At 63.1% G+C, this 23,383-nt stretch carries 17 protein-coding genes; 7 read left to right on the forward strand and 10 right to left on the reverse strand.

The genetic code is table 11. The features are described 5' to 3' along the window. Positions 1-100 precede the first annotated feature (100 nt). Complete coding sequence (locus AFK65_RS11300; RefSeq protein ID WP_115185119.1) at positions 101-1,492, reverse strand: NarK family nitrate/nitrite MFS transporter; 1,392 nt, start codon at positions 1,490-1,492, stop codon at positions 101-103. 312 nt (positions 1,493-1,804) lie between these two features. Here AFK65_RS11300 and narX point away from each other — a divergent pair, with 312 nt between their 5' ends. Both narX and narL read left to right on the forward strand, forming a co-directional pair. Then, positions 1,805-3,613, forward strand: coding sequence for a nitrate/nitrite two-component system sensor histidine kinase NarX (narX, locus tag AFK65_RS11305; RefSeq protein WP_038857003.1), 1,809 nt, complete (start codon positions 1,805-1,807; stop codon positions 3,611-3,613). Continuing rightward, positions 3,606-4,256: a two-component system response regulator NarL gene (gene narL / locus AFK65_RS11310; RefSeq protein WP_007698510.1), complete on the forward strand. Its 651-nt coding sequence runs from the start codon at positions 3,606-3,608 to the stop codon at positions 4,254-4,256. The genes narX and narL overlap by 8 nt, the downstream gene beginning before the upstream one ends. Here the strand turns inward: narL and AFK65_RS11315 are convergent. Continuing rightward, a complete protein-coding gene (locus AFK65_RS11315; protein WP_007698512.1) occupies positions 4,253-5,668 on the reverse strand; it encodes a YchO/YchP family invasin in 1,416 nt (471 codons plus the stop codon). The genes narL and AFK65_RS11315 overlap by 4 nt on opposite strands. A 178-nt stretch (positions 5,669-5,846) precedes the next feature. Between AFK65_RS11315 and AFK65_RS11320 the strand changes: the two genes are divergently transcribed. Beyond that, complete coding sequence (locus tag AFK65_RS11320; protein WP_038857000.1) at positions 5,847-6,395, forward strand: YbhB/YbcL family Raf kinase inhibitor-like protein; 549 nt, start codon at positions 5,847-5,849, stop codon at positions 6,393-6,395. Here the strand turns inward: AFK65_RS11320 and AFK65_RS11325 are convergent. The 6 genes from AFK65_RS11325 to AFK65_RS11350 all read right to left on the reverse strand — a co-directional run bounded on the left by AFK65_RS11325 (position 6,291) and on the right by AFK65_RS11350 (position 17,913). Continuing rightward, positions 6,291-8,993: a nitrate reductase gene (locus AFK65_RS11325; RefSeq protein ID WP_038856999.1), complete on the reverse strand. Its 2,703-nt coding sequence runs from the start codon at positions 8,991-8,993 to the stop codon at positions 6,291-6,293. The genes AFK65_RS11320 and AFK65_RS11325 overlap by 105 nt on opposite strands. Further along, the gene (nirB, locus tag AFK65_RS11330) at positions 8,990-13,057 is read right to left on the reverse strand and encodes a nitrite reductase large subunit NirB (RefSeq protein WP_081639380.1); all 4,068 of its coding nucleotides are present in this window, start codon (positions 13,055-13,057) and stop codon (positions 8,990-8,992) included. The genes AFK65_RS11325 and nirB overlap by 4 nt, the downstream gene beginning before the upstream one ends. Positions 13,058-13,066: 9 nt before the next feature. Then, positions 13,067-13,855, reverse strand: coding sequence for an ABC transporter ATP-binding protein (locus tag AFK65_RS11335; protein ID WP_007794137.1), 789 nt, complete (start codon positions 13,853-13,855; stop codon positions 13,067-13,069). Between the two features lie 9 nt (positions 13,856-13,864). Next, positions 13,865-14,746 carry a nitrate ABC transporter permease gene (gene ntrB / locus AFK65_RS11340; RefSeq protein WP_038856997.1) on the reverse strand — a complete coding sequence of 294 codons (882 nt, stop codon included), beginning with the start codon at positions 14,744-14,746 and terminating at the stop codon, positions 13,865-13,867. A 9-nt stretch (positions 14,747-14,755) separates the two neighbouring features. Next, positions 14,756-16,006 carry a CmpA/NrtA family ABC transporter substrate-binding protein gene (locus AFK65_RS11345; protein WP_038856995.1) on the reverse strand — a complete coding sequence of 417 codons (1,251 nt, stop codon included), beginning with the start codon at positions 16,004-16,006 and terminating at the stop codon, positions 14,756-14,758. Positions 16,007-16,707: 701 nt separating this feature from the next. Further along, complete coding sequence (locus tag AFK65_RS11350; protein WP_038856994.1) at positions 16,708-17,913, reverse strand: nitrate regulatory protein; 1,206 nt, start codon at positions 17,911-17,913, stop codon at positions 16,708-16,710. 71 nt (positions 17,914-17,984) lie between these two features. Here AFK65_RS11350 and AFK65_RS11355 point away from each other — a divergent pair, with 71 nt between their 5' ends. The 3 genes from AFK65_RS11355 to AFK65_RS11365 all read left to right on the forward strand — a co-directional run bounded on the left by AFK65_RS11355 (position 17,985) and on the right by AFK65_RS11365 (position 20,730). Beyond that, entirely contained in the window at positions 17,985-18,338 is a 354-nt protein-coding gene (locus tag AFK65_RS11355) for a DsrE/DsrF/TusD sulfur relay family protein (RefSeq protein ID WP_007698555.1), read from the forward strand. Between the two features lie 148 nt (positions 18,339-18,486). Then, positions 18,487-20,274: a methyl-accepting chemotaxis protein gene (locus AFK65_RS11360; protein ID WP_038856992.1), complete on the forward strand. Its 1,788-nt coding sequence runs from the start codon at positions 18,487-18,489 to the stop codon at positions 20,272-20,274. Positions 20,275-20,484: 210 nt separating this feature from the next. Further along, complete coding sequence (locus AFK65_RS11365) at positions 20,485-20,730, forward strand: DUF1883 domain-containing protein (protein ID WP_007698561.1); 246 nt, start codon at positions 20,485-20,487, stop codon at positions 20,728-20,730. A gap of 30 nt (positions 20,731-20,760) precedes the next feature. Here the strand turns inward: AFK65_RS11365 and AFK65_RS11370 are convergent, their stop codons facing one another. After that, entirely contained in the window at positions 20,761-21,459 is a 699-nt protein-coding gene (locus AFK65_RS11370) for a gamma-glutamylcyclotransferase (protein ID WP_038856989.1), read from the reverse strand. Between the two features lie 217 nt (positions 21,460-21,676). Next, positions 21,677-21,907 (reverse strand): putative cation transport regulator ChaB, encoded by a 231-nt coding sequence (gene chaB, locus AFK65_RS11375; RefSeq protein ID WP_007698566.1) that lies wholly within the window; start codon positions 21,905-21,907, stop codon positions 21,677-21,679. Positions 21,908-22,205: 298 nt separating this feature from the next. Here chaB and chaA point away from each other — a divergent pair, with 298 nt between their 5' ends. Next, positions 22,206-23,285, forward strand: coding sequence for a sodium-potassium/proton antiporter ChaA (gene chaA, locus AFK65_RS11380; RefSeq protein WP_236612727.1), 1,080 nt, complete (start codon positions 22,206-22,208; stop codon positions 23,283-23,285). Positions 23,286-23,383: the final 98 nt, after the last annotated feature.

Raw genomic sequence — 23,383 nt, forward strand, 5'->3', positions numbered from 1 at the left:
GCGCTGAAACGCTCGCGCCAACATAAAGTATGTTGTAACTAATTGAAGTATAAAAAAAGCGCGGCCAGGCCGCGCAAAGGATAACCAAAAGGTTAACCGGTTAGCGTGCTGATTTACGCCCGTACACGAGCCAGGTCAGCACCACGCAAACAATGTAAAACACCAGGAAGACTTTCATCGCGCCAGCCGGGGAGCCGGTGAGCGCCAGCGACGTACCGAAGGCTTTCGGGATAAAGAACCCGCCGATAGCGCCGATGGCGGAGATAAACCCGAGCGCCGCCGCGGTATCGGTCGCTGCTTCACGCATCGCCTGCTCATCGCTGCCGCCCGCCGCTTTCACGCGATCCATCGTCAGCTTGCGGAAAATCACCGAGATCATCTGGAAGGTCGAACCACTGCCGAGCCCGGCGGTCAGGAACAGCGCCAGGAACACGCCGAAGAACGCGGCGAAGTTGCCGCCGACGCCGCCTGACGGGAGCGTGACGAACAGCAGCGCGCTGAATACCGCCATCAGAATGAAGTTCACCAGCGTCACGCGCGTGCCGCCCAGACGGTCGGAAATCGCCCCGCCCGCCGAGCGCGCCAGCGCGCCGAGCAGCGGCCCGAAGAAGGCGAAGTGCATCACGTTCACCTGCGGGAACTGGGTTTTCGAGAGCATCGCAAAGCCCGCCGAGAAACCGATGAACGAGCCGAAAGTCGCGAGATAGAGCAGGCTCATCATCCACAGGTGGCCGCGCTTGAGCACCGGCAGTTGCGCCCGGAAAGAGGCTTTTGACGTCGCCAGATCGTTCATGCCAAACCAGGCCGCCAGCGTAAAGACCGCGAGGAACGGCACCCACACCCACGCGGCGTTTTCCAGATACAGGCGCGTGCCGTCATCCTGCGCCACGCCTTCGCTGCCGAACGCGGCGAAGATGGAGAGCGAAATCGCAAGCGGCGCCACCAGCTGCATCACGCTGACGCCCAGGTTGCCGAGACCGCCGTTAATGCCGAGCGCCCCGCCCTGTTTCTGTTTCGGGAAGAAAAAGCTGATGTTCGCCATGCTGGAGGCGAAGTTCGCCCCGGCAAAGCCGCACAGCAGTGAAATGATAATAAACGTGCCAAACGACGTGGAGGTATCCTGCACCGCGAAACCCAGCCACACGCACGGAATAATCAAAATGCCGGTGCTGAACGCCGTCCAGCGACGGCCGCCGAAAATCGGCACCATAAAGGAGTACGGCACGCGCAGCAGCGCGCCGGAGACCGACGGCAGCGCGGTCAGCATAAACAGCTGATCGGTGGTAAAACGAAAACCCACCTTATTCAGATTGACCGCCACCGCGCTGAACAACATCCAGACGCAGAAAGCGAGCAGCAGACAAGGCACGGAGATCCACAGATTACGACGAGCGGTATGCTGGCCGGTACGCTGCCAGAACTGATTATCCTCAGGTCGCCAGTCGGTAATCAACCCGCTTGTGGGACGTGCCGCAGCGGAAGAGTCACTCATAAACACCTCAAACATTAAGGGAATACTGCCGCCACGATAGAGCCTGCCCGCGCGCTTAAGTTGATGTAAATCAATGGATATACTCTCTGTAAGCTGCGCAAAAAATCGCCTTACCCCCCAGGGAGTAGAGTGAAACGCTAAAAAAAGTGTGGTTTTTCAGGCGCGGCGCGTGTCCGCATGCCCCTGGTTTACAATGGGTGACATGAATGGCAATAAAGGAGTAATCCACAGTGGGTATGGGTATACTCCGGGGGATAACTGAGAATAAGCCCCACGCCTGTCCCGACGCCGTGTTAAGGAGCGCGCATCGCCATGCTGAAACGACGCTTTTCCCCGCTGACGCTTGCCAATCAACTGGCGATTATCGTCCTGCTGCTCGCCGGTCTCGGCATGGGCGGCATGGCGCTGGCGGGCTGGCTGGCGCAGGGCGTTCAGGGCAGCGCGCACGCGATTAACAAAGCCGGTTCGCTGCGTATGCAGAGCTACCGTCTGCTGGCCGCCGTGCCGGTCGGCACGACCCGCACCGATATGTTTAACGAGATGGAACGCACCGCCTGGAGCGATGAACTTCAGCAGGCCGCCGTGCGCGACGGGCAGCAGGCGGCGCTGCTGGCGATCCAGCGCTACTGGCGTCAGCATCTGGCGCCCGCGCTGCGCGACGCCCGATCGCCGCAGGAGGTCAGCGCGCAGGTGGCGCAGTTTGTCGGCCAGATAGACGCGCTGGTCAGCGCGTTCGACAGCTCCACCGAACACCGTATCGCCCGGATAGTCATGCTGCAACGCGGCATGGCGCTGCTGATGGGGCTGTTACTGCTCTTCACCCTGCTGTGGCTGCGCCGCCGTCTGCTGCGCCCCTGGCGTCAGTTGCTCGACATCGCCCAGGCGGTCGGCCACCGCGATTTCAGCCAGCGCGCCAGCGTCTCCGGGCGCGATGAGATGGCAACCCTTGGCCATGCGCTTAACAGCATGTCGGCGGAGCTTGCCGAAAGCTACGCGAGCCTTGAACAGCGCGTGCAGGAGAAAACCGCCGGGCTTGAGCAGAAAAACCAGATCCTGTCGTTTTTGTGGGAGGCGAACCGCCGCCTGCACTCTGACGTCCCGCTGTGCGAGCGGCTGGCGCCGGTGCTGACGCGCCTGCAACATCTCACGCTATTGCGCGATATCGCGCTGCGCGTCTACGAAGTGGATGATGAAGAGCACTATCAGGAGTTTGTCTGGCAGCCGGACGAGCGCTGCGACGAAATCGGCTGTCATCTCTGCCCGCGCGACCTGTCCGCGCCGAGTGAAACCGGCACCACGCTGAAGTGGCGTCTGGGCGATCTCCACACGCAGTACGGGCTTCTGCTGGCGACGCTGCCCGCAGGCTGCCACCTGAGCCGCGACCAGCAGCAGATGATCGACACGCTGATGGAGCAACTCACCGCGACGCTGGCGCTGGAGCGTCAGCAGGAGCGCAAACAGCAGTTGCTGGTGATGGAAGAGCGCGCCGCCATCGCCCGCGAACTGCACGATTCTATCGCCCAGTCGCTCTCCTGCATGAAGATGCAGGTGAGCTGCCTGCAAATGCAGGGCGACGCGCTGCCGGAAGAGAGCCGGGAGCTGCTCGGCCAGATCCGCCACGAACTTAACGCCTCCTGGCGACAGCTACGCGAGCTGCTGACGACCTTCCGCTTGCAGCTGAACGAGCCGGGCCTGAAAGCGGCGCTGGTGGCGAGCTGTCAGGAATTCAGCGCGCGGCTCGGCTTCCCGGTGGCGCTTGATTATCAGCTCCCGCCGCGGCTGGTGCCGTCGCACCAGGCGATTCATCTGGTGCAGATTGCGCGCGAGGCGTTAAACAATGCGTTTAAGCATGCCGACGCGAGCGACATTCACGTCAGCGTCACGCTGCAGGAAGGCCAGGTGCGGCTGTGCGTGGCCGATAACGGCCGCGGCCTGCCGGATAACGCCGGGCGCACCAACCATTACGGCTTAATTATTATGCGCGACCGCGCCCAGAGTTTGCGCGGCGACTGTCAGGTACGGCGACGGACAGAAGGCGGCACCGAAGTGGTGGTGACCTTTATCCCCGATGCGCCGTTCTCATCCGTACCCGCTCTTCCAGAAGGAGAAGTTCATGAATAACCCGGAACCGGCAACCATTCTGCTGATAGACGACCACCCGATGCTGCGCAGCGGCGTAAAACAGCTGGTCAGCATGGCGCCCGCTATCACGGTGGTCGGCGAAGCCGGAAACGGCGAGCAAGGCATTGAAATGGCCGAAGCGCTCGACCCGGATCTGATCCTGCTCGATCTCAACATGCCCGGTATGAACGGCCTGGAAACGCTTGATAAGCTGCGTGAAAAAGCGCTCTCGGGCCGTGTGGTGGTGTTCAGCGTCTCCAACCATGAAGAAGACGTGGTCACGGCGCTCAAGCGCGGCGCGGACGGGTATCTGCTGAAAGATATGGAGCCGGAAGATCTGCTCAAGGCGCTGCAACAGGCGGCGGCAGGCGAAATGGTGTTAAGCGAAGCGTTAACGCCGGTGCTGGCGGCAAGCCTGCGCGCGAGCCGCGCGACCTCAGGCCGCGATGTCTCCCAGCTCACGCCGCGCGAGCGCGACATCCTCAAGCTCATCGCGCAGGGCCTGCCGAACAAAATGATCGCCCGCAAGCTCGATATCACCGAAAGCACCGTCAAAGTGCATGTGAAGCATCTGCTGAAAAAGATGAAGCTCAAATCGCGCGTCGAAGCGGCGGTCTGGGTACATCAGGAACGCATTTTCTAAGGAACAGGCGCCAGCAGTTCGTAGCGCGGATCGTCCTGCGGCAGCGTCTGTACCGGCGCCGACAGTTTCAGGGTTATCCAGTTTGACGTCACGCGCTGGCCCTGCTCATCCTCGACCGTCACCGACAGCCGCCAGCTGTTGCTGGCCCCCGGCGAGTTATCCCAGGCAGGCATAATCACCGTCCAGCCGTCGGCGCTGGCGCTGTCGAGCGGCGGCGTCAGGCTCAGCGCCTGGGTGTCGCCCTGCCAGGAGAGCTGGCGTATGCCGTGGCGGCTGCGCACCTGTAACTTCAGCGCCACGGTTTCGCCCGCGCTGAGATCCCAGGGCGGCGTCGCGAGGAACGCCGACAGCGTCTTACGCTGGCGAAACTCCATCACCGGCACGTTAGTGCGCTCCACACGGTCATACCGGCTGCCGCGCAGCGATCGTGAAGCCGCCACTTCGTCCGGCGACAGCTGCTTGTTCAGCGGCACCCCAAAACGATAATTGAGCTTCAGTCCCAGATCGTTCTGGCTCACGCCGCTCTCGCCCTGGCGGTGATGCGCGCTCACGGTGACGAGCGGCACTGGCGTATAGCTCAGCCCCACTTTCACCGCGACCGGGTTGTGATAACCGGTGCCGCTGTCAAACAACTCCACCTGATCGCCGAAATATTGCTCAAAGCTGACGCTGGTATTGATGTGCTGATAAAACGGCAGATACGCCTGCGCGGTGACGTCGTAACCGCGCGCCATGCGCTGCTCCAGCAGGCCAGCGCGGTGCTCCCAGCCGCCAAGCGGTTGATAATAGTTAGCGGAAAGGCGCAGATAGTCGCCCCACGCCTCCGCGCCGAACCCGGCGCGCGACGTATCGTCATCAAACAGGCGATCGTAAAAGGTGTTATAGCCAAGCAGCCAGTGTCCGGCGGTCCAGCGCTGGCCGATGCCCGCGTTGCCGACCAGCCCCTGGTTTTGCTGGCTGACGCCGACCTGACTCCAGGTGAGGTAGCGGTTATTGTCCTGCCAGGGCGTAAACAGCGAGCCGCTGCTGCCGTTAAAATTGCCCTCTTCATCCACCAGCAGATCCACCGTGGCGTTGCCCCAGGGCGACAGCAGGCTCTCAGCCTCGCTGGTAATGCTGCTGCTCACCGCGTCGCGCAGGCGGGTAAACGCGAAATGGCGCGCCTGCTGGCCGGGCGAGAGCTCGCTGTCGGTCTGGCTCGCTTCGCCAAAGGCTTTTAACACGCGGGCGAAATGCTTCTCCGCCGCGTTATTTTCGGGCGCGAGGCCGAGATCGGGCAGGTTATCGCCATTTTCATCGAAGGGGTTTTGCGCCTGGCGCACGTAGTCGTCGCTCTGGCTGGCCGGGTATGCCCGGACCGGCAGCAGCGCGGCGGTAACAACAGAGGGGAGGACAACAGATAACCACCGCATCACGGATGAATTTTTCTCTCCTGGGCCGGTTTTTCCGGAAAATGGATACATTCTTACAGTATACCATATCGGGTTTACCGCTCCCGACAAGCCCCGGCGCCCCTTTTAAGGATAATCCGCAGCCTGTTTGCGCGCGGTGCGCTACGCTTAACGTTCCCACCCTGCGTGAGACACGCTGATGAAAAAATCGCTGCTCGCTTGCCTGTTTGCTGTTGCCGCTGTTAACGCCGCCGCGTCTGACGACGGTATCTTCATGTTGCAGTCCCCGTCATTCGCCGATAACGGCATGATGGAGAAAAAATTCGCCGGTAACGCGAAGCAAAACCCGAACTGTACCGGCGAAAATCAGTCGCCTGCGCTGGTCTGGAGCCATGCGCCGCAGGGCACGACACGTTTCGCGCTGGTGGTGCACGATCCGGAAGGCGCGAAGGGACTCGGCGTGACGCACCTGGTGGCCTATAACATTCCCGCCAGCACCACCGGCCTCGCCGCCAATGCGCTGACAGAGGGCAAAGGCTTCACCGGCGGGAAAAATACGCCGGGTACCCGCCTCTGGCACGGCCCCTGCCCGCCGCCCGGCAGCGGCGCGCACCATTATACTTTCACGCTTATCGCGACCGACCTACCGGCCGATCTCCCGCCCGGCCTGACGCGCGAGGAACTCTTCACGAAACTCAAGGGCCACGCGCTCGCCGCCACCGGTCTGATTGGCCGCTTCGGGCAGTGACGCCGTCTGCGCCAGCAGCGCTTTCAGCTCCGGAATGCACGAGCCGCAGTTCGTGCCGCAGCGCAGCGCATCGCCAAGCTTTCCGGGGCTGTCGCACCCGGCGCGAATAGCGGCACGGATGGCGTTTTCATCCACCCCAAAGCAGCTACAGATCGCGCGCCCCTTCGCGGGCGCATGGCGCGCGCCTTTTCCGGCCAGCAGCGCATGGCGCGCGGCGGCGCTGGCGGGCGGTTCGGCGAAGGCCGCCGCGATCGCCTCGCGCTGAACCGCCGGGCGTCGCGCCGCGCTGTAAAACGCCAGCATCAGCGCGCCGTCGCGCCACGCCAGCAGATGAAAGAATCCTTCGCCCTGCGCATACTGCAGTTGCCAGCTTTCGCGGGCGGCCAGCTCGCGCAGCCAGCGCTGCGGCGGTTCATCGCCCGCCAGCGTGAAGTGCAGACACCCGTCCAGCGCCCTGCGCCACCACAGCAGATCGGGCGCAAGCGTCAGAGGATCGCGGCAGAACAGTTCGCCCTGCCACCCGGTGCGGCGCGGTTGCAGGCGCACCGCGGTCTGTTTGCTTTCCGGCTGGCCGGAGTGCGGGCAGCAGACCGGGGCCACCAGCGTATTGACGCGTCCGTGGCTCGCGAACTGCGCGTTCCAGTGCATCGGGGCGAACAGCGCGCCGGGCGCCTGGGCGTCATCGAGCGCCGCCCAGCCCACCATAAAGCCTTGCGTGGAGGACACTTCCACCAGATCGCCTTCGCGCAAACCGTAGCGCGCCGCATCGTCAGGATGCATCGCCACCTGCGGCAGCGGCTGGTGCTGCATCAGCCGCGCCACGCGGCCGGTGCGGGTCATGGTGTGCCACTGATCGCGGATGCGCCCGGTATTGAGCCACAGCGGGTAACGCGCCTCGGGCCGCGCCTGCGGCAGCGCCGGAGAAACAGCAACCATATTCAGCCTGCCGCCGCGCCAGCCCGCGCCCGTCTCCAGCAGGCGCGGCGTGCCCTGCGGCTGTTTGACCGTTACCGGCCACTGCACCGGCGCGAGCGCGTCATACGCCTCGCGGGTGAGAGAGGCCAGCGCGCTGATATCAAACGCCCGCGCGCCGTCGTTCTCAAAGCCCGACAGCGCCGCGTGCTCGCAGAAAATCTCGTGCGCATTTTGCCAGCTAAACGCCTCGCCAAAGCCCAGGCGGCGCGCCATCTGCGCGACTATCCACCAGTCAGGGCGCGCTTCGCCGGGCGCGGGCAGAAAGGCGCGCTGGCGCGAGATCCGCCGCTCTGAATTGGTGACCGTGCCGTTTTTCTCCCCCCAGCCCAGCGCCGGAAAACGAAAATGCGCAAAACCGGCCGTGTCGGTCTGCGCGGTAATGTCGGACACCATCACCAGTTCGCAGCGCGCCAGCGCCTGGCGCACCGCGTCGCTGTCCGGCAGCGACACCGCCGGGTTGGTGCCCATTACCCAGACGGCTTTCACCTCGCCGCGCCCGATGGCGTCAAAGAGTTCCACCGCCATCAGGCCGGGCGTCTGCGCGATGCGCTCGCTGCCCCAGAACCGCCCGAGACGGGCGATATCCGCCGGATCAAAACCCATATGACAGGCGAGCTGATTAGCCAGCCCGCCCACTTCGCGACCGCCCATCGCGTTCGGCTGACCGGTCAGCGAAAACGGCCCGCAGCCGGGCCGGCCGATTTTTCCGCTCGCCAGATGCACGTTAATGATGGCGTTGCACTTATCGCTGCCGCTGGAGGACTGGTTAATGCCCATGGTGTAGAGCGTCATCGCCCTGGGCGCGCGCAAAAACCAGTCGTAAAAGCGCGTCACTTCCGCTTCTGACAGCCCGCAGAACTGCGCCACGCGCGCCACATTCCACGCCTGCGCGGCCGCGAGCGCCTGCCCCTGGCCGTCAAAGGTTTCGGGCGCGAGCGACGCTGAAAGCGCGTTCAGCAGCCCGACAAACAGCCCGGCGTCGCTGCCGGGCGCCAGCGCCAGATGGAGATCGGCGATATCGCAGGTCGCGGTACGCCGCGGATCGACGACGACGATTTTCATCGCCGGGCGCGCCTGTTTCGCGGCCGCGATGCGTTGATACAGCACCGGGTGCGCCCAGGCGGCGTTCGATCCGACGAAAACCAGCAGATCGGTCTGCTCCAGATCCGCATAGCTGCACGGCACCGCGTCAGCGCCAAAGGCCCGCTTGTAGCCCACCACGGCGGAAGACATGCAGAGCCGCGAGTTAGTATCGATATTCGCCGCGCCGATAAACCCTTTCATCAGCTTATTGGCGGCGTAGTAATCCTCGGTAAGCAACTGCCCGGAAGCGTAAAACGCCACCGCCTGCGGGCCATGTTGTTCGATAATCGCGCCAAGCCGCGAGGCCGCCGCGTCGAGCGCCGCTTCCCAGCTCGCCCGCTCGCCGTCGATTTCCGGGTAGAGCAGCCGTCCGTCATGGCCGGTCGTCTCGCCGAGCGCCGCGCCTTTAACGCACAGCCGCCCGACATTCGCCGGATGATTTTCATCGCCCCGCACGCTCACCGCGCCGCTGGCGTCGCGCTGCGCCACCACCCCGCAGCCGACCCCGCAATAGGGGCAGGTGGTCTTCACAGTGTTCATGACGCCTGCGCCTGTAACAGCAGCGCCTGACCGGCCACCCACACCTTCCCGCCCTCCACTTTCACCGGCCAGGCGCGCACCGCCTCGGCGAGCCCTTCCGCGAGCCGCCCGTCGCGCAGCCGGATGCGCTGTTTGTAGAGCGGTGAAATCACCACCGGTTCGCCGCCGACATCTCCCACCAGCCCGCGCGACAGCACGTTGGCGTCGCTGCCCGGCTCCAGATTGTCGAGCGCGTAAACGCGATCGCCGAAGCGGAACAGCGCAATCTGCATCTCGCCAAGCCGCGCGCCGATGCCCGCCTGCGGCGGAATATCATTGACCTCGCACACGGGCTGCCACGGGCGCTCCGGCGCGCGCGGCGTCACCGGCTGCACGACCTCCACCGGCTGCGGCTGGCCCCTCAGCTCGCGGCGCTGCACGGCTTCATCCGGTTTATCGCTGTTGACATAGGAGCGGAACAGCGCCAGCCGGTCGGGGCTCGCCAGCGTGGTCTGCCATTCGCACTGGTAGCTTTCGACCACCTGCGCCATTTCGCGCTCCAGCTCCTCGCCGATTCCGAGCGAATCCTCAAGAATGACCTCGCGCAGATACTCAATGCCGCCCTCCAGGTTATCCATCCAGGTGCTGGTGCGTTGCAGGCGGTCGGCGGTGCGGATGTAAAACATCAGAAAGCGGTCGATGGTGCGCAGCAGCGTCTCCCGGTCGAGATCGCTTGCGAAGAGATCCGCGTGGCGCGGCTTCATGCCGCCGTTGCCGCAGACGTAGAGATTCCAGCCTTTGTCAGTGGCGATAACGCCCACATCCTTGCCCTGCGCCTCGGCGCATTCGCGGGTGCAACCGGAGACCGCCATTTTAATTTTGTGCGGCGCGCGCAGCCCCTTGTAGCGGTTCTCAAGATCCACCGCGAGCCCCGTTGAATCCTGCACGCCGTAGCGGCACCAGGTGGAGCCGACGCACGATTTCACGGTACGCAGCGATTTCCCGTAGGCGTGGCCGGTTTCAAAGCCCGCCGCCACCAGCTCGGCCCAGATTGCAGGCAGTTGTTCAAGCCGCGCGCCGAAGAGATCGATGCGCTGGCCGCCGGTGATTTTGCTGTAGAGCTGATAGCGTTTGGCTATTTGCCCGATGGCGATAAGCCCGTCCGGCGTCACTTCGCCCGCCGCCATCCGCGGGACGATCGAGTAGGTGCCGTCTTTCTGGATATTGGCGAAGTAGCGATCGTTGGTGTCCTGGAGCGGCAGATGCGCCGGTTTCAGCAGATATTCGTTCCAGCACGACGCCAGCACCGAGCCCACCAGCGGCTTGCAGATTTCGCAGCCGTGGCCCTGGCCGTAGCGGCTGATGAGCTGGTCAAACGTGCGGATATGGTTGACGCGCACCAGGTGGTAAATCTCCTGGCGCGAATACGCAAAGTGCTCGCAGATATCTTTTTTGACCGTCACGCCCTGCTGTTCGAGCTGATATTCCATCACCTGTTTGACCAGCGCGCTACAGCCGCCGCAGCCGGTCGCCGCTTTGGTGCAGCTTTTCACCGCGCCCATATCGCCTGCGCCCCCCGACACCGCCGCGCAGATATCCGCCTTGCTGACGTTGTGGCACGAACAGATCTGCGCGCTTTCCGGCAGCGCCGCCACGCCGAGCCCTTTCGCGGGCGCGCCGCTGCTGGCGGGCAGGATCAGCGTCTCCGGCTCGGCGGGAAGCGCCATGCCGTTGAGCATCATCTGTAGCAGCGTGGCGTATTCGCTGCTGTCGCCCACCAGCACGCCGCCGAGCAGCGTTTTGCCGTCCGCCGAGACGACGATTTTCTTGTAGATCCGCTTCGGTCCGTGGGTCCACTGATAGCTCTGACTGCCCGGCGTGCGCCCGTGCGCGTCGCCAAACGACGCGACCTCGACGCCAAGCAGCTTCAGTTTGGTGCTCATGTCCGCGCCGCGGAATGCCGCCGTCTCGCCCGCAAGCGTCGCCGCGACGACCCGCGCCATCTGATAGCCCGGCGCCACCAGCCCGAAAATTTTGTTCTCCCACAGCGCGCATTCGCCGATGGCGAAAATATGCGCGTCGCTGGTGCGGCACTGGTCGTCAATGACGATGCCGCCGCGCTCGCCAGTCATGAGCCCCGCCGACGTCGCAAGACTGTCCTGCGGGCGAATGCCCGCCGAAAAGACAATCAGATCGGTATGCAGGCTGTCGCCATCGGCGAACTGCATGGTCAGACCGCCATTTTCTTCGACAATCGCGGTGGTGGATTTACTGGTATGCACGCTGACGTCCAGCGCCTCGATTTTCTCGCGCAGCATCGCAGCGCCTGGCGCATCAAGCTGCACCGCCATCAGCCCCGGCGCAAACTCCACGACATGCGTTTTCAGCCCCAGTTGTTTAAGCGCGTTCGCCGCCTCAAGCCCCAGCAGGCCGCCGCCCACCACCACGCCGCGCGTGGCGTGCTGCGCGCGTTCGCGGATGGCGTCGAGATCGTCAAGCGTGCGGTAGACGAAACAGCCCGGCAGGTCGCGCCCCGGCACCGGCGGCACGAACGGCCAGGAGCCGGTGGCGAGCACCAGCTGGTCGAAATGCGTTTCATGGCCCTGCGCGTCGCGCACGATCTGCCGCGCGCGATCCAGCGCCACAATCTGACAGCCGGTGCGCAGTTCAATGCCCGTCTGCGTGAAAAAATCGCCCTGCACCATCGAGAGCGACTGCGCGCTGCGCCCGGCGAAATACTCCGAGAGATGCACGCGATCGTAGGCCGCGTGGCGCTCTTCGCCAAAGACGATGATATGAAAGCGCTCATGCAGCCCGGCGCTGACGCACTGCTCCAGAAAATGGTGCCCTACCATGCCGTGGCCCACGACCACCAGAGTTTGTTTTGTCATCGTGTCATATCCTGCAGCCGCGGGCTGCGTTTCATCGGTTTCATCAAACAGCAGCCCGGCGCTGGCGCGCAGCGGCTGCCCGAAGTGATTCATCAGCGCGCCGGCGCTGTCGGTATCGCCATACAGCAGCACGCCGGTGAGCCTGCCGCGCTCGATAATCAGGCGGCGGTAGTGGCGGGCTAGTGGGTCGAGGCTTATCAGCGTCTGCGCCTGCGGGCCGGGCGTCACCACGCCCGCGCTGAAGACGGCGATACCGGTGACCTTGAGGCGTGTGCCCTTCTCCTCGTAACAAAAACGCGTCGTCTCGCCGCAGAGCCTCGCCGCCAGCGCGTCCGCCTGTTGCAGACAGGGCGCCACCAGCCCCCAGGTCTGCGCGTCGATTTCGCAGCACTCGCCGATGGCGCTCACCGCCGGGTGCGAGGCGCGAAGCGCGTCATCAACGACAATGCCGCGCCGGCAAGCGAGCCCGGCGGACTGCGCCAGCGTAATGGCCGGACGCACGCCGGTGGCGATCACCACCCGCCGCGCCGCGACGGTTTCGCCGCAGGCGAGCGTGACGTTATCTGGCGTGATGCGCATGATGCCGCTGCCGGTCACCACGCGGATGCGGCGCGCGCGCAGGCTTTCGGCGAGCCACTCGCCCGCCTGCGCATCCAGCTGCTGCTCCATCAGCCACGGGTGACGATGCACCAGCGTCACCGCCGCGCCCTGACGGGCGAGCGCCGCGGCGGCTTCCACGCCGAGCAGGCCGCCGCCCAGCACCACGGCGGGGCCGGAAGCCGCGAGAAGCGCCCCGACATCCGCCAGCGTGCGAAAGGCGCGCACATGCGGCAGGTCGCTGCCTTCAATCGGCGGGATAAACGGCGTCGAGCCGGTGGCGAACACCAGCTCATCCCAGGGCAGCGTGCGCGCGGCGGTGGTCACGGTGCGCGCGGTCAGATCCACCGCCAGCGCCCGCTCGCCGGTCAGCAACGTGACACCGTAACGTGAATACCATGACGCGTCGTGAAGCTGCGTCTGCGCGGCGGACATTTCGCCCCCCAGCACCGGCGAGAGCAGGATGCGGTTATAGGCGGGCTGCGGTTCATCGCCGATAAGCGTGATGGCGAAGCGCTCCGGCGCGCGCGCCAGCAGTTGCTCCACCAGACGCACCGCCGCCATGCCGTTGCCGATAATCACCAGTCGTTGCGCCATCGCCGCTCCTTACGCCGCTTTCGGCTGCTTTTCGTAGAGGAAATGCAGGATCTGCTGACGCATCTGGTGATAGCGGCTGTCGTCGGCGAGCTGCACCCGGTTGCGCGGGCGCGGCAGATTCACCTCCAGCGTCTCGCCCACCGTCGCCGCCGGGCCGTTGGTCATCATCAGCACGCGGTCGGAGAGCAGCACCGCCTCGTCCACGTCATGCGTAATCAGCACAATGGTGGTGTTGAGCTCCTGCTGGATGTGCATCACGGCATCCTGTAAATGCGCGCGGGTCAGCGCATCGAGCGCGCCGAACGGTTCGTCCATCAGCAGCACTTTCGGTTTCATCGCCAGCGCGCGGGCAATGCCGACGCGCTGCTTCATGCCGCCGGAGATCTCGCCGGGGCGTTTGTTGAGCGCGTGTCCCATCTGCACCCGCTCCAGGTTGTGAATAATCCACTCCCGTCGCTGCGCTTTATCCATGGTTTTGCGAAACACCTGATCCACCGCCAGCGCCACATTGTCAAAGCAGGTGAGCCAGGGCAGCAGCGAGTGGTTCTGAAACACCACGGCGCGCTCCGGGCCCGGCCCGGCGATTTCGCGGTTATCGCACAGCAGCCCGCCCTCGCTCGGCAGCGTGATGCCCGCGATGAGATTGAGCAGCGTCGATTTGCCGCAGCCGGAGTGGCCGATAAGACTCACGGTTTCGCCCGCGTTGATGTCGAAACTGACGTTCTGCAGCGCCAGGAACTCGCCGCTGGCGGTGTTGAAGCGCTGACTGACGTTCTGTACCTGAATGATCGGTTTCATGTTCGCTCCTTATTTGTCCTGCCAGCTAAAACGGCGGGCGATAAGCATCAGCCCCTGCTCCAGCAACAGCCCCACCACGCCGATAATGACGATGGCGATGAGAATGTTTTCCACGTTGAGGTTGTTCCACTCGTTCCAGATCCAGAAGCCGATGCCGAGGCCGCCGGTGAGCATTTCGGCGGCGACGATCACCAGCCACGCGATGCCGATGGAGAGCCGCACGCCGGTAAGCACCGCAGGCAGCACCGCCGGAAAGAGAATGCGGCGCATGACGGTCCACTCAGAGAGTTGTAATACGCGCGCCACGTTGAGGTAGTCCTCCGGGATGCGCTTCACCCCTTCGGCGGTGTTGATGACCATCGGCCAGATAGAGCAGATGAAAATGGTCCAGCTGGAGGCAGGCTCGGCCTTCTGAAACAGCAGCAGGCCGATGGGCAGCCAGGCGAGCGGGCTGACCGGGCGCAGGAGCGCGATGAGCGGGTTGAACATCCGCCCGAGAAAGGTAAAGCGGCCAATCAGAAAGCCGAGCGGAATGCCCACCAGCGCCGCCAGCCCGAAGCCCACCGCCACGCGGCTGAGCGAGGCCAGCACATTCCAGCCGATGCCCTGATCGTTCGGCCCTTCGTTGTAGAACGGGTCGGCGAACAGCGTCAGCGCCGAGTCGAGCGTGCTGAGCGGCGTCGGAAAGCCTTTACTGCTGACGGCCGCGATTTGCCAGGCGATCACCAGCAGCGCCAGGCCAAGAATGGCCGGCACCACGCGGGCCAGCAGCGCGTTCACCGTGGCCGCAAGGGGCGTGCGGCGTTTACGCACCGCCACGCGGGGCATCACTATCACTTCACCGGCGGGCTGTTCAGGCGCCGCGCTCACGGTCTGTTTAAGCTCTTTCATGGTTTCCCCTTAACGTTTCATGGCAAAACGGGCGGCATACGCGGCGGGATCGCGCCCGTCCCAGACGCTGCCGTCCATCAGACGACTGGCGCGACGCGTCGACGCGGGCAGCGCAATCCCGCCCACCGCCTCTGCGGCCTGTTGATAGATGTCGGTGCGGTTGATGCGGGCGGCGATGGCCGCGTAGTCCGGATCGGTTTTCAGCAACCCCCAGCGGCGGAACTGGGTTAGGAACCACATGCCGTCGGAGTGCCAGGGGTAGCTCACTTCGCCGTCCCGGAAGAAGCGCATACCGTGCGGGTCCTGCCAGCGCTTTCCGGCGCCGTCGTCGTACTCGCCGAGCATGCGCGGCGTGAGGTATTGCGCTTTGGTATTGAGGTACGCGCGTTTCGCCAGCACCTGCGCGGTTTCGCGGCGGTTATCGTCCGAGGCGTCTATCCAGCGGGCGGCCTCCAGCACGGCGGCGGTGAGCGCGCGGGCGGTATTGGGGTTCTGCTCCACCCACAGGCGGCGGGTGCCGAGCACTTTTTCCGGGTGATCCGGGAAGATGGACTGCGACGTGGCGGCGGTGAACCCGATGCGGTCATTGATGGCGCGGGCGTTCCACGGCTCGCCGACGCAGAAGCCGACCATATTGCCGATGCGCATGTTCATCACCATCTGCGGCGGCGGCACCACCACGGTGCGCACATCGTTGAAAGGATGAATGCCCGCCGCCGCCAGCCAGTAGTAGAGCCACATGGCGTGGGTGCCGGTCGGAAAGGTATGGGCGAAGGTGTAAGCGCCTGGCTCGCTTGCGGCAATCATTTTTTTCAGCGCGTCGGGCGTGGTGACGCCTTTTTCCAGCAGATCGGCGCTGAGCGTAATCGCCTGGCCGTTCTGGTTGAGCGTCATCAGGGTCGCCATCGGCTGCGCTTTACCGGCGATGCCGAGTTCCAGCCCGTAGATGAGCCCGTAGAGCGCATGGGCGGCGTCGAGCTCGCCGGAGACCAGCTTGTCGCGCACCGCCGCCCAGCTCGCCTCTTTGCTGGGCAGGATGCGAATGCCATATTTTTTATCGAAGCCCTTCAGGGCAGCCATGACCACCGGCGCGCAGTCGGTGAGCGGAATAAAACCGACGCGCACGGTCTCAAGCTCGGGTTTGTCCGAGCCCGCGGCCCACACGCTGCCCATCAGCCCCGGTAACAGCATCGCGCCGCCTAACGCGGCCCCGGCCTGCAACAGGCGGCGACGGGTAAGAGAAAAGGATGAATCGCTCATGGCTGCTCCTGAAAATAAAAAAGGCGTCCGCCAATGTCCGAAGACAGTGCAGGACGCCTTTATCCTTTCCGGTCTGCCCGCCGCCGTTGGCGAGCCGCCGGGAAATGTTTGTCAGGATTTATTAAGCAAGGGGTGTGCCAGGTTTTAGGGTGGGTACCGTGGCGGGTGCGCTTCGCTTACCCGCCCTACACAGGAGATATGGTCAAATCCGGTGGTTTGCTCCGGCTAAAAAAAATCGGCCTTGCCGTTTCGCCGCAGGCCGGGGCGCACCGGAGGGACCCGGTGCGAGGGCATGACAATACAGCCTTCGTAGGGCGGGTAAGCGCAGCGCACCCGCCGTCCGGTTTTCGCGGCCAGGCTGAGGGGAAATATACCATGCCGGTGAACACGTTCCGTTCGCCATAACGCCTTTTTCATAGGGACGCATCCCTCACGCGAACGTGCAAAGGGGGCTCGCCGCCGCCCCCTTTGCAATCCCGGCTCCCGGCGGAAAATCGGCCTCATGGGCCGATTTTTTTTAGCCGGAGCAAAACCCTCTCCTCCGGCCTTCTTTTCCTGTTTATCGGGAGGCGGTGGGTGCGCTTCGCTTACCCACCCTACAAAAACGTGATTGGTTATCCCCGTGGCATCCCCCTAAACGCCCCGCGCAATTCGCCTGCTCTGCCCCATTTCCATGCATACAATGCCCGCTCGCTGTGCAGCTACTCCTTTGGGGTTACGGTCCAGAGCTGGGCGACCGCCAGCATCGCTTCGGCGATCTCCACCATCCGTTTATTCTGATCCATCGCGAGCTTACGCAACTGGTGCCACGCCTGCTCCTCGCTGAGTTGCTGATGACTCATCAACAAACTTTTGGCGCGATCGATAAGCTTACGTTCCTCAAGATTCGTCTGCAGCGAGGCGAGCTGGCGCGTCAGCGATTCCACCTCGCGGGCCTGCTGGCGCACCAGCGGCAGAAGATGACGCTCAAGCGCCGGCGTCTCCTGCTCGTCACGCAAAGACGCGCGGCGCGCCAGCGCCGCTTCCGGCGATTCATTGCCGGCCTCTTGCGCCAGCAGCCTGCGGGCCTCCGCCAGCAGCGCGGCGATCAGCGCCTCTTCGATATCGCGCAGCGCGTCCAGCCGCGTGGTTTGCAGCGCAAACCAGCGCACCGCCCGCGCGCGGTTGTCATCATCGGCTGGCAGCCGCGTACAGGCGAGACGCCGCAACCGCTCAAGCTCGCGCGTGGCTTCGCCGTGGCGGTAGAAACGCTCGCGGATCGCGGCGCTGGCGAGCGATAAAAACGTCTCGAAACAGCGCTGCTGGGCGTCGATGCGATCCGCCAGCCGCTGGCGCAGCGGCTCGCTGAACGCGCCCTGCGTAAAACCGATAGCCCCGGTGGCGCGCTCCTGGCCCGCTAGCTCTTTACCCTGCATAAAGCTGTAGAGCGCCGTCAGCGCGCGGGCGAGCGAGGCTTCATCGACGCTTTCGCTCGCCTCCGGCACCAGATCCAGCAGATGCCGGATAGTAAGATTAAAATGATCCATCGCCTCGCCGGGCTCTACCTCACGGGCGAGAATACGCGCGCGAAGCGCAGGCAACTGCTCAAGCTGCCAGAGCGCGCAGGCCATGCGCCAGGAAAGCAGGCTGCCTGCGGCGGCAAGCGGCACAGGCACGGCGCGAAATTGCGCCGCGCGCTGGTCGGTCTCTCTGACGCAAAAGGCGCGCTCGCGCGCGAAAAGCTGACCGCCGGAACAGAGCCAGATGTTGGACGCGCCGCGCTCGCGCTGTAGCATATGCACCAGATGGCTTATCTGGCTGACCCAGTCGCCGACGCCCGACCACGCCTCCAGCTGGCTGCGTTTTCTCTCCCGGGCGAAACGAAACCATGCCTGCGCGTCCTGCAAGGATGTCGCGGGTGTTGCCATCGCTCATTCTCCTGTTATCGCCTTTACAGGAATCAAGCAATAACTATGCCGTCATGGCAAAGGAGTTCCGGATGCAAAAAATCGTGATTATCGCCAACGGCGCGGCTTACGGCAGTGAATCGCTGTTTAACAGCCTGCGTCTTGCCATCGCGCTGCGCGACCAGCCGCAGGCCCCCGAGCTGAAGCTGTTTTTGATGTCGGATGCCGTCACCGCAGGGCTGCGCGGCCAGAAGCCCGCAGAAGGCTATAACGTGCAGCAGATGCTGGAGATCCTCACCGCGCAGAATGTGCCGGTGAGGCTGTGCAAGACCTGCGCCGACGGGCGCGGCGTGAGCGCGCTGCCGCTGATTGACGGCGTGGAGATCGGTACGCTGGTAGAGCTTGCCGGGTGGACGCTGGACGCCGACAAAGTCCTGACCTTCTGATAATCACGCAGGTGTAATAATATTTACTTATTCACCTGCGTCGCCCATCAAGTCCCTGCCTCGTGTGCCGATATTTTACTTAAAACCCATAACAATACGCTCGTCCCGACACACAACACTTACACAACACACAGCAGGGTAAACGCCTATGTTAACGTCCATTCGCGCGCGCATCATCGCAGCCACCGCCGGCTGCCTGGTCGGTGCGCTGTTACTGAACACCATCATGAACTACCAGGTCACCCGGCTGGATAATCAGCAGGCGAGCCTGAATACGCTGCGTAGCACCAGCGCCAGCCATAATCTCGCCATCAGTGACTGGGTGAACAGCAAAACGGCGATGATCCAGTCGCTGGATACCGTCGCGCTGAGCGCCGATCCGGTGCCGGTCTTTACGCAGATGGCGAAAGCGGGCGGCTTTATGAACGTCTACGCCGGTTACGCCACCAGAACCGCGAAATTCTCCAACCCGGAAGGCGTGCCGGCGGATTACGATCCGACCATTCGCCCCTGGTATCAGCAGGCGGTAAAGGCTGACGCGCCGGTGGTGACCGCGCCTTACGTGGACGCCGGCACCGGCAAGCTGGTCGTGACGTTCGCGGTGCCGGTGAAGCAAAACGGCGCGATTGCGGCGGTGGTCGCGGGCGATCTCTCTATGGAGAGCGTGATTGCTAACGTGCGCAGCATTCACCCGACGGAAAACAGCAGCGGGCTGCTGGTGAACGAGGACGGTACGCTGATTGCCGCGAAAGACCCGGCGCTGACGTCAAAACCCTTTGATAAGGCGGCGTCAGGCGTCGCGTTCAGCGCGCTGAAAACGAGCGATACGGCGCTGGAGGGCGAGATCGGCGGCGCGCAAAAAGAGCTGCTGGCCACGCGCGTACCGGGCACCCAGTGGTACCTGGTGGTCGCGCTTGATGAAAACGACGCGACGTCCGGCATGCGCGCCCTGCTCAATACCTCGGCCATTTCGGTACTGGTGCTGCTGCTCATCACCGGCGCGCTGATGCATTTCCTGGTCACAAAACTGTTAAAACGCCTGCTGATGATCCGCGACGCGCTGGTGGCTATCAGCAGCGGCACCAACGATCTTTCACAGCGCCTGCCGGAAGATGGCCGTGACGAAGTGGCGCAGATCGCCCATGCCTTTAACGCCTTCTGCGACAAACTCGCGGGCGTGATGGGCCAGCTGCGCGACGCCAGCGCCTCGGTGAAAGTGGCGGCGAATGAAATCGCGGCCGGGAACCAGGATCTCTCCGGGCGCACCGAGCAGGCCGCCTCCAGCCTGCGCGAAACCGCGAGCGCCGTCGAAGAAATAACCGCGTCGGTCGCCAACTCCACCGATGCGGCGGCGCAGGCCAACAGCCAGGCGCAGAGCGCGACGGATGCCGCATCGCGCGGCGGTGAAGTGGTGTCCAAAGCGATCTCCACCATGCAGCTGATTGAAAGCGCCTCGGCGAAAATCGGCGATATCACCAGCGTCATCGACGGTATCGCGTTCCAGACCAACATCCTGGCGCTGAACGCCTCGGTGGAAGCCGCGCGCGCCGGCGAACAGGGCCGCGGCTTCGCGGTGGTGGCGGGTGAAGTGCGTAACCTCGCCAGCCGTAGCGCCCAGGCGGCGAAAGAGATCAAATCGCTTATCGATTCCACCACGGAAAGCGTCGCGACCGGCTCGCGCTACGTACGCCTCGCGGGTGAATCGATGGAAGAGATCGTTAGCAGCATCAGCAATGTTTCCGGGATCATGCGTGAAATCACGGTCGCCACCAGCGAGCAGATGAAAGGCATCCAGGAGATTAACCACGCGGTGTTGCAGCTCGATCAGATGGTGCAGCAGAACGCCGAACTGGTGGTGCAGTCCGCCGCCGCCGCGGGCGCGTTGCAGGGCCAGGCGGGAGAACTCGCCCAGACCGCCGGCCATTTCCGCATTTAATCAGGCGCAGGCGCGCATTCAGACATTTTCCGCGCGCCTGCTCCCCGCTTTAGCGAACAATGTGATGAATATCGTGTTGTGGCCGCATTTTTTGATCAAAATCAGCATTCCCCGCCTCCCTCTTTGGTGTTATTTCCGACAGGTTTTGTGAACAGCCTCACGTACGAAAGGCTGTCCTGACAGGTTTTATCATTGACAGAGGGGTTAAAAATGGCGCGGGTAAAAGCAAGCCTGAAATTGTTTGGCGGAGACACGGTAGTGGTGCGCTGTTCAGCGAACTGCCACATCCATTTAATGAACGCCGGCGAGCGCGCTAAGCGTGCCGGTGCGGATATTCTGAGCGTCCAGAACCGCAACAGCGCGTATATCAGCGTGCCTTACAGCGGTCTCTGGGATGTGCTTATCGACAGTCACAGCCAGACGCTGGAGCACTCCATCAGCTACGTTCCGGCCTGACTATTCTCCCCGGCGCCCGCCGGGGTTTTTTCAGGCGAAATGCGGTTGCAGATCGCCGCTCTCATCATCATCCTGCGCCTGACAGGCGCGCACTTCAGACGCCAGCTCATCGAGCGACGCTTCGCACATGCCGAGCTTTTTCAGCTCCTGCTCCAGCGAGAAGAGATATTGCGCGTTGGTGCCGAGCGGGCCGCTCGCGCGGGCGATTAGCGGCGCTATGGTCGCGGGACGGGTGTCGGCTTCATACAGCGGGTGGCTCGGATCCATGATAAAGACCAGCGCGTGGACGGTGCGGCCATCGTCAAGCGTGAGTTTGCACCAGCCTGGCAGATAACAGCCGGTGATCATCTCGCGCTTCCACAGCAGCGTCAGCTCGGTTTCAAGCTCCGCCTCGGGCAGACGATACGCGACGCCGGTCGTGGCGCCGCCCTCTTTCAGCGCCAGCATGCGCCCTGGCTTGCAGGCGCTGCCGCGCCCGGCGGTGAGCCGCAGGCAGAACGCGCGGTGCCAGCCGCTGAGGGTCGCGGCGCAGCGCTCTTCAAACACCATTGCCGGGTTCCACATCAGGGACCCGTAACCAAAAATCCAGACCGGTTCGTTTTCAGGACGACAGGCGAGCGTGGCGGCCAGTGACGCCGCCCGCTGCTCTGGCGTCCACAGTAACGATTCCTCAATGGCTCCGAAAGCCGTCTTACAGTCTGCTGTCATTAAGAAATCTCGTGTTAACACCTTCTACCTCCACCACGGCTGCTTCCCTGCGATTTTAAGCGCTTTCAGAATCTTTTTATCGCTCAATCAGAAAGCAATTACGGGGTGACGATAGGGGATTAACGCGCCGCTGACAAGACCGCAGCGGCGTTTTCAACCGACAAAAAACTTATCTGTCCCCGCGCAGGGCGCGAGGATAAAGGTAAAGATGGAGAGGAATCAGACGATTAACGAGGCATTATTTTTTCTTATGCCATTTGTCGTCATCGCCCTTTTCGTACTCATGTTTGACGGCGGCCCACGCGACCCGATGCGCCGTCTCTTCCCGGCTGGCGTCGCCGCGCCGGTCGTCCTCGTCTTTATATTGATCCCAGGCGCTGTTAAACGCTTCTTTGTAGATATCCTGCGCGTGCGCCGGGAGCACGTTTCGCACGTTATCCGGTAATTCGTTTCTGGAGGAATAGGGCATCGCTACGCTCCTTTATTTCATAAAAAGATAAGTGTGGAACACAATCGGCAAGCGCGCCAGCCGTAAGCGAAGCGTGAAGTAAGGACTTCACAATGCCTTGTTTGATAAATGGATCCTCAACGAGATTAGGATTTTTAGCGCGCTTAGTGAAAAGTCAGGCCATAGCCGTAAAAAAGCGTAAATAACCCCGCGTAACCGCGCATTTTTTGGTAGTTTTACGGTCAGCCTTACTCCTCACTATAATGATTATCACCTGCTTCTCTGGAGAATTAACGTGACCAAAACAAGCCATGAGGCGATGAAGACCCGCCATAAGGAGTCTTCTCTCATTTTCCCGGTATTAGCGCTGGCGGTGCTGGCGTTCTGGGGTTCCAGCCAGTCGCTGCCAGTGATTGTCGGCATCAACGCGCTGGCGCTCGTCGCTATCCTGAGCAGCGCGTTTAGCGTGGTGCGCCACGCGGATGTGCTGGCGCACCGCCTCGGCGAGCCATACGGATCGCTGATTCTGAGTCTTTCAGTCGTTATCCTCGAAGTGAGTCTGATCTCCGCGTTAATGGCCACCGGCGACGCCGCGCCGACGCTGATGCGCGATACGCTGTATTCGATCATTATGATTGTCACCGGGGGGCTGGTGGGCGTGGCGCTGCTGCTGGGCGGGCGTAAGTTCGCCACGCAGTATGTGAATCTCTTCGGCATTAAACAGTATCTGATCGCCCTCTTCCCGCTGGCGGTGATTGTGCTGGTGTTTCCGATGGCGCTGCCGGGCGGCAATTTCTCTACCGGCCAGTCGCTGCTGGTGGCGGCTATCTCGGCGGCGATGTACGGCGTGTTTTTGCTGATCCAGACCAAAACGCACCAGAGCCTGTTTGTCTACGAGCATGAAGACGAAGGCGACGACGACGACCCGCACCACGGTAAACCGTCTGCTCACAGCAGCCTGTGGCACGCCGTCTGGCTGATTGTGCATCTGATTGCGGTCATTGCGGTAACCAAAATGAACGCCAGCCCGCTGGAAGCGCTGTTAAGCCATCTTAACGCGCCGGTGTCGTTTACCGGTTTCCTGGTGGCGCTGCTGATCCTCTCGCCGGAAGGCCTGGGCGCGCTGAAAGCGGTATTGAATAATCAGGTGCAGCGCGCTATGAATCTCTTTTTCGGCTCGGTGCTGGCGACGATTTCGCTGACGGTGCCGACGGTGACGATTATCGCGATTCTGACCGGCAACGATCTTCACTTCGCGCTCGGCGCGCCGGAGATGGTGGTGATGCTCGCCGCGCTGATGCTGTGCCAGATTTCGTTTTCCACCGGGCGCACGAATGTGCTGAACGGCAGCGCGCATCTGGCGCTGTTCGCGGCCTACCTGATGACGATTTTCGCGTAGAGGTTTTGGTGGGTGCGCTGCGCTGGGACGGTGGGTGCGCTTCGCTTACCCACCCTACGAAAACAGGCAAGCAGCAATGTAGGGCGGGTAAGCGAAGC

Origin of the sequence: Cronobacter universalis NCTC 9529, assembly GCF_001277175.1 — a bacterium.
In the GTDB taxonomy this organism is placed as follows: Bacteria; Pseudomonadota; Gammaproteobacteria; order Enterobacterales; family Enterobacteriaceae; genus Cronobacter; species Cronobacter universalis.